Origin of the sequence: Halarsenatibacter silvermanii (assembly GCF_900103135.1) — a bacterium.
Lineage (GTDB): Bacteria > Bacillota > Halanaerobiia > Halanaerobiales > Halarsenatibacteraceae > Halarsenatibacter > Halarsenatibacter silvermanii.
Genome location: NZ_FNGO01000045.1, coordinates 1 through 5,410, shown reverse-complemented (window position 1 = coordinate 5,410; position 5,410 = coordinate 1). Strand labels below are relative to the sequence as shown.

Here is a 5,410-nt window from a genome sequence, read left to right as displayed (position 1 = left end):
CAGATGCAGCCAGGCCTTTCCATATTCCTGCTGAATGTGATATAATTTTAATATAGATAGGAGCGAACAATCTAATGAACAACAACAGCAATAATAATTCCACTGAATTTAATCCTTCAGAAGTCAACAACCCTCATGATAAGCTCTTCAAGTGGTCTTTAGGTGATGAGGAAGTTATGGCTGATTTCCTGGACTTTTCTTTACCACAGGATGTGAAAAAGAAAGTAAATCTTGACAATCTAAACAGAACCAAAGATAGTTATGTGGATGATATGCTGAAAGAGTCCATTACTGATGCAGTCTTTACCACCACTTTAGCTGATGGCAGTCCTGGCTATATTTGTATTCTATTTGAACACAAAAGCACTGTAAGAAGGATGACTGCATTCAAAACTTTAAGGTATCTCCACAACATTTACACTGATAAATACAGCGATGGTACAAGTCCTCAGGTAATGCCTATTATTTTTTATCATGGTTCAGATGACTGGACAGCTCCTACAAAACTTAGAGATCTACTTTCTGGTGATGTCTCTATTTTGGAAAACTTCACACCTGACTTTGAATATCTACTTTTAACTCTTAATGATGCAATGAAATTTCTGGATAAAACATTCTCAATTGAAACCAAAGCCTATATTAATGTCCTGTATGTTGCCAATGCTGAAACTGAAGAAGTAGCCTGGGAGAAATACTTTAAATTGCTGGAGATCTTCGAAGATCCAGATAAATGGACATCAATGGAGTTATTGGAAAGATTCCTTCAAACTCTAATCCTTTATTTAGCCAATGTCAATCCTTATTTTGACACACCTAAAATTTTAAGCACCACTTCAGAAAAGCTTTCTGAAAGGAGGAACTCTGTCATGAAATTAAAAGAACAATTTGTTGAAGAAGGTAAAAAGGAAATTTTAGTTAGGATGCTGAAGAATAAATTCTCTAAACCTCTTCCTGAAGATATTAAAGAAAAAATTGACTTAGCTGATGAAGACAAGGTATTAGAAATCTCAGATCAGTTATTTGAAATTAACTCTTTTGAAGAAATCAGGAATTTATTAAATTAAATTTTACTGAGAGTTTTTTTATTATCACCACCATTATATTGAAATTATTTTGCTAAATATCAGCCAAAGAGGAGCAGAATACTATGAGCTTTTTTGATGATTTCAAAAAAGAAGGAATGGAAAAAGGTAGAAGGAAAACACTTATAAATACAATTGTTATCCAAGCTCCTCAGCTATTTGCCATTGAAGACACTGAATCATTGGAAGCAAAACTCAAAGATGCTGACATTGAAAACTTAGAAGAAATTAGAGATAATCTTTTAAATTATGAATCAAAAGCAGACATCTATGATCAGCTATAATTTCTAACCACATATCTGATAACAACCAGCCTCTCCTCTACAGGAGAGCTTTTTTTTGAGTATTATTAACATTTAGCTAGAAAAATCTGCATTTTATCTACCTCAACCGACTGAATTAAATTAAATATTCCGGAATTGTAGCCAATACTTTTTCCCGGTCTTCCATAACATCTCCAGTTTGCTATTTCAGCCGCTTTTTCAATTCTATAATTAGCTACAATATTGCTCTTTTCAAGTTTCTCTATAGTCTTATCTATATCAAACATGCTGTTCTTCCTGAATTATCCTTCTTTTTGCCTCATTCCAGGCTTCCTTCATAACTAAAGCACCCTTAAGTTCCATGCAATCACTCCTCACTCAAATCCTCTTTGAAATCTTCCCGAAAATGCTTTAACTTTCTACTAAAATTCATATCCCTGTACTCGTTCTCAAAATCCGTTCCATAAAAACCAAATACATACGGTTAAACTTGGTTTCCACTATTATAACCTACATCCCTGTTTACTTCATCATTTGCCCGCAGCCGCGCTGCAGGCAGATCTGCTGCTTAATAATCGGGCGGCATACCAAAAATATAAAATTACAGCCTATAAAAAAAGCTGTTTTTAATCATTGCCCTTTACTGGAATTCTACCAAAGATTTACATGAAGAACCTCTATCTTATCGGCTGACCTCTTTGCTAGAAAGCAAAGGATATTTTTCTGCTGATCTTAACAGCAAATCCAATGACATCACTGCGTCATCTTCCATGTCTGAAAACTTACCCCTTATTACTCTTTTGGCTTCCTGTAATACAAATTCGCATATAATTGCTTTATATTCTCCAGCTACCGCCAATTCCAGCAGTTCACTTTCCTTTCCCGGCCAAAACTATACCGGAAATTATTATATTGGTATCCAGCAGCCACCGCAGGCAGCTCTGCTCCATAAAAGCCGTCTGTTAAAAATCCTCTTCTTCTTTTATGCCAAGAATTTCTTCTTCAACTTCAGGAATCTTTTCCTTTAAAGTTTTCCAGACTATATCAAGAAAAATATTATCATACTGATGTATTAGAATATTTCTCATATTGATCATATCTTCCCAGGGTATATCATCATATTTATCTTTAATTTCATCACTTATACGACTGCTGGCTTCTCCGATAATTTCAAGCCGATGAACTATTAGATCCTGCTTTTCCTGATTTTTATAAAATTTCTCTTCCGAAAGTCCGGCAGAATATTTTTTTAACAGGTCAATACTATATAAAATGTCCTCCAAAGCATCTGCATCTCTATCACCAATCATAACAATATCTCCTGTTCTGCCAGAACTCTTTCCTTAAAATCTTCTTTTCGGGCAAACTTTTTCAAACCATTATAAGTTATTATGTCGACTTCTGTCCCCAGTTCTTCTTCTAAATCACGTTTTAAGGAGGCCAAAGCAAATAAGTTTTTTTCCGACAATTCCACTATTAAATCAATATCACTATCCCCGGCAGCTGCTTCCCCACGAGCATATGAACCATATACCCCTGCTTTAGTTATTCCATGTTTTTTTAATACATCCTTAATAACTTTCTTCATATCAGATGTTAATTCCATGAAATCACTCCTCCAAAAGTAAGCAAAAATATGCATCTTATTGTTTTATATTGTACTGCTACAGCTTTATTGGGCTCAATCATCTATATTCACAGATCTAAGCCAGCTTTTATCGAGTAAAGTCAGCTTATGCTGATATTGAGATAAATATCGATACTATAAAGATTCATCTGTACTTCCAGAAGAATATTTATAAGTACTCCTCAAGTTCTTCAATATCTTCTATATCAAATATTATATTAATAATTCTGTCCAGCTTAATCCGGCTCTTATTTCTCAGCTGTTTTTTATACTTTTCCGGCACAGAATTGAATTTTCCTTTTAATAGCATCTCAATTGATTCGATTTTTCCTAACCTTCTGCCTTTTCTATAATTTTCAAGGATTGAGTGAATTTCTTCGTCAGTATAACCTGCTTCAGCCAGGTCTTCTTTAGCTGTTTTTAGAGTTTCTTTAAAATCTTCAAGCCCAAAATAATCTGTAGAATTTACCACTTTATAATTTCTTTTATTGTTTTCAAAAAACTCCTGTATGGAATCAAATTCTCCTTCATAAGCCAGATAATCAATAAACATAGAAGTTAACGATTTCGTCATTTCCCTTACCTGATCACGCTCCAGAAAATCCAGGTCATATAAATAACTGCAGCCTGTTTTAAAAAGCTCACTTTATGCAGCTTCTTGACCAGCTTCTGCGGCTCAATCATCTCCAATTACTCCTCCTTTCAAGCAGCTGGATTTGAATATAATGACCAACTAAGACAATTTTGGTTTATTGCTGCTTGAATTTGTTAGCATTCTTGCGATAAAAATTTAGCTTATCTTTCATAATTACTTAATAGGACCGGACTGCTTCTATATCAAATATATAATCTATTAATATCTCGAATTCTTCGTGTCAGCCGTTAATTTCGTGAAATCATTCTTCCAGCTCTTTTGCCACTTCATATAAATAGTCTATAAAAGCAGCAAACCTTTCATCCAGCACATCATTCAATTCATTCATGAGATTTATCAATGACAGCAGCTGTTCCCAATCAGGTTCGCGTTCATAACCATGTCGAACTAAATGTCTGAAACGACGCAATTTATCTAATTTTTCCTTTACTTTCCTGTCAAAAAATGCAGGTCTAACTCCTTCAACTTTTACTGCCATATGTTCTAATAGCAGTTTATGCCACTGCTCACCGGTAATCGAAGTATCATCAATTTCTCTGACAATACGCTTAAAAGCTGTTTCCAGACAGGTATAATAATGCTGCAGAGAAAGAGCAGCAGCATAAATATTTGGGTTCAGCTCCTGTTCTGCACTATTATCATTTACTTTTTCAGCAAATTTATTAACTCTCTCAGCCAGCTCCAGGGCAGTCTCCCAATCCTGTTCGAGTTTAGAAGCCAGTACCTTAAATGAATTGGCTTTCCTCTTTTTTCCTGTCATAAATCACCACTCCTTCCTGACGGATAAACTGATTCAACCTGTTATCAGCTGTTTCCAGGTTGACCAGATCGAAGCTGTGCTGGAGACGCTCCTCTAAATCCCCCCAGAAATCCAGATAATCTTCCGCTTCCAGGCCGGAAATCGCCAAATCTATATCAGAACCAGCGCAAAATTTATCCCTGTCAAGCAGTGAACCAAAAAGATATATCTTTTCAGGATTATATTTTTTGGCCAAATCCTGAACCTGTTCTTTTACTAGTCTATTCAAATATATAAAGAGATGTTCGGCTTCTCTTTTCTCCTGCTCAGCTTTTTCCCTGTGATGTTCAATATATTCTGAAACATCCATAAAACCTGCCTCCCTTCTCAGAATCATAACTGATTTTCCGGCTGGATTTCACGATCATATTCACCCACATCGACTTCGCCTCCAGTCTTCTATTGAGGTTCTCTTGGACATTTTCGGCATCATAGGCCAACCCCTCATAGTCCACATTCCCAATTTATCTAAATCTTTTTATTTTCACCTAAATTATATCATATAACAGTGAAAATATCATCTTCCTGAAGCTTTCCAGCAGGCAAAGCCGATGGATAAAATTTATCGACAACAGTAAAAAGCTGAAAATAAAAGCTATAACTATTATAAGCTTTATTACCCAATTTTGCTCAATCGAAATGTAAATGTAAAATTTTTGCATAAGTGCTTGACCTCTGCAAACACATGTATTATAATAATGATATCAATCAAAAAACAGGTGGAAGCCAGTGGATTCAAGAAAACATATTTGGATCTTCTTGTTATCAGTGATAAATATCGTATAAGACCACTATCATAACAATAGTGGCTGGAAGATATAAAGCAAAGTGATACTCGAAATTTTTCGAAACTCAGGTTAAGTCTATGGCCAAAAAATAGTGTCCCCGGCTCAGGATGTGCCGGGCTGAGCGGGAGCTCAGGGACGAGCTCTCGCGAAGAGAGCGCAATTTTTTGGCCGAAAACTTAACTTAAGCCAAGGAAAA

9 protein-coding genes are annotated in these 5,410 nt (G+C 35.4%); 2 read left to right on the top strand and 7 right to left on the bottom strand.

What is annotated here, in order from left to right; genetic code table 11:
* The first annotated feature begins 74 nt into the window (after positions 1-74).
* Together BLT15_RS12655 and BLT15_RS12650 are read left to right on the top strand one after the other, a co-directional pair.
* Entirely contained in the window at positions 75-1,064 is a 990-nt protein-coding gene (locus tag BLT15_RS12655; protein WP_089762399.1) for an Rpn family recombination-promoting nuclease/putative transposase, read from the top strand.
* A gap of 83 nt (positions 1,065-1,147) precedes the next feature.
* Positions 1,148-1,366, top strand: a complete 219-nt coding sequence (locus tag BLT15_RS12650; RefSeq protein ID WP_089762397.1) for a hypothetical protein — start codon at positions 1,148-1,150, stop codon at positions 1,364-1,366.
* A 65-nt stretch (positions 1,367-1,431) separates the two neighbouring features.
* Here the strand turns inward: BLT15_RS12650 and BLT15_RS12645 are convergent, their stop codons facing one another.
* The 7 genes from BLT15_RS12645 to BLT15_RS12620 form a co-directional block, all read right to left on the bottom strand.
* Positions 1,432-1,632 (bottom strand): hypothetical protein, encoded by a 201-nt coding sequence (locus tag BLT15_RS12645; RefSeq protein ID WP_089762395.1) that lies wholly within the window; start codon positions 1,630-1,632, stop codon positions 1,432-1,434.
* A gap of 395 nt (positions 1,633-2,027) precedes the next feature.
* Positions 2,028-2,204 (bottom strand): hypothetical protein, encoded by a 177-nt coding sequence (locus BLT15_RS13360; RefSeq protein WP_159429963.1) that lies wholly within the window; start codon positions 2,202-2,204, stop codon positions 2,028-2,030.
* A 103-nt stretch (positions 2,205-2,307) separates the two neighbouring features.
* Positions 2,308-2,655 carry a HepT-like ribonuclease domain-containing protein gene (locus BLT15_RS12640; RefSeq protein WP_089762393.1) on the bottom strand — a complete coding sequence of 116 codons (348 nt, stop codon included), beginning with the start codon at positions 2,653-2,655 and terminating at the stop codon, positions 2,308-2,310.
* Positions 2,652-2,951, bottom strand: a complete 300-nt coding sequence (locus BLT15_RS12635; RefSeq protein ID WP_089762391.1) for a nucleotidyltransferase family protein — start codon at positions 2,949-2,951, stop codon at positions 2,652-2,654. Before BLT15_RS12635 ends, BLT15_RS12640 begins: the two co-directional genes overlap by 4 nt.
* 190 nt (positions 2,952-3,141) lie before the next feature.
* A complete protein-coding gene (locus tag BLT15_RS12630) occupies positions 3,142-3,525 on the bottom strand; it encodes a hypothetical protein (protein ID WP_089762389.1) in 384 nt (127 codons plus the stop codon).
* A 343-nt stretch (positions 3,526-3,868) separates the two neighbouring features.
* Positions 3,869-4,387, bottom strand: a complete 519-nt coding sequence (locus BLT15_RS12625; protein ID WP_089762386.1) for a ribonuclease toxin HepT-like protein — start codon at positions 4,385-4,387, stop codon at positions 3,869-3,871.
* A complete protein-coding gene (locus tag BLT15_RS12620) occupies positions 4,353-4,736 on the bottom strand; it encodes a nucleotidyltransferase family protein (RefSeq protein WP_089762384.1) in 384 nt (127 codons plus the stop codon). The genes BLT15_RS12625 and BLT15_RS12620 overlap by 35 nt, the downstream gene beginning before the upstream one ends.
* Positions 4,737-5,410: the final 674 nt, after the last annotated feature.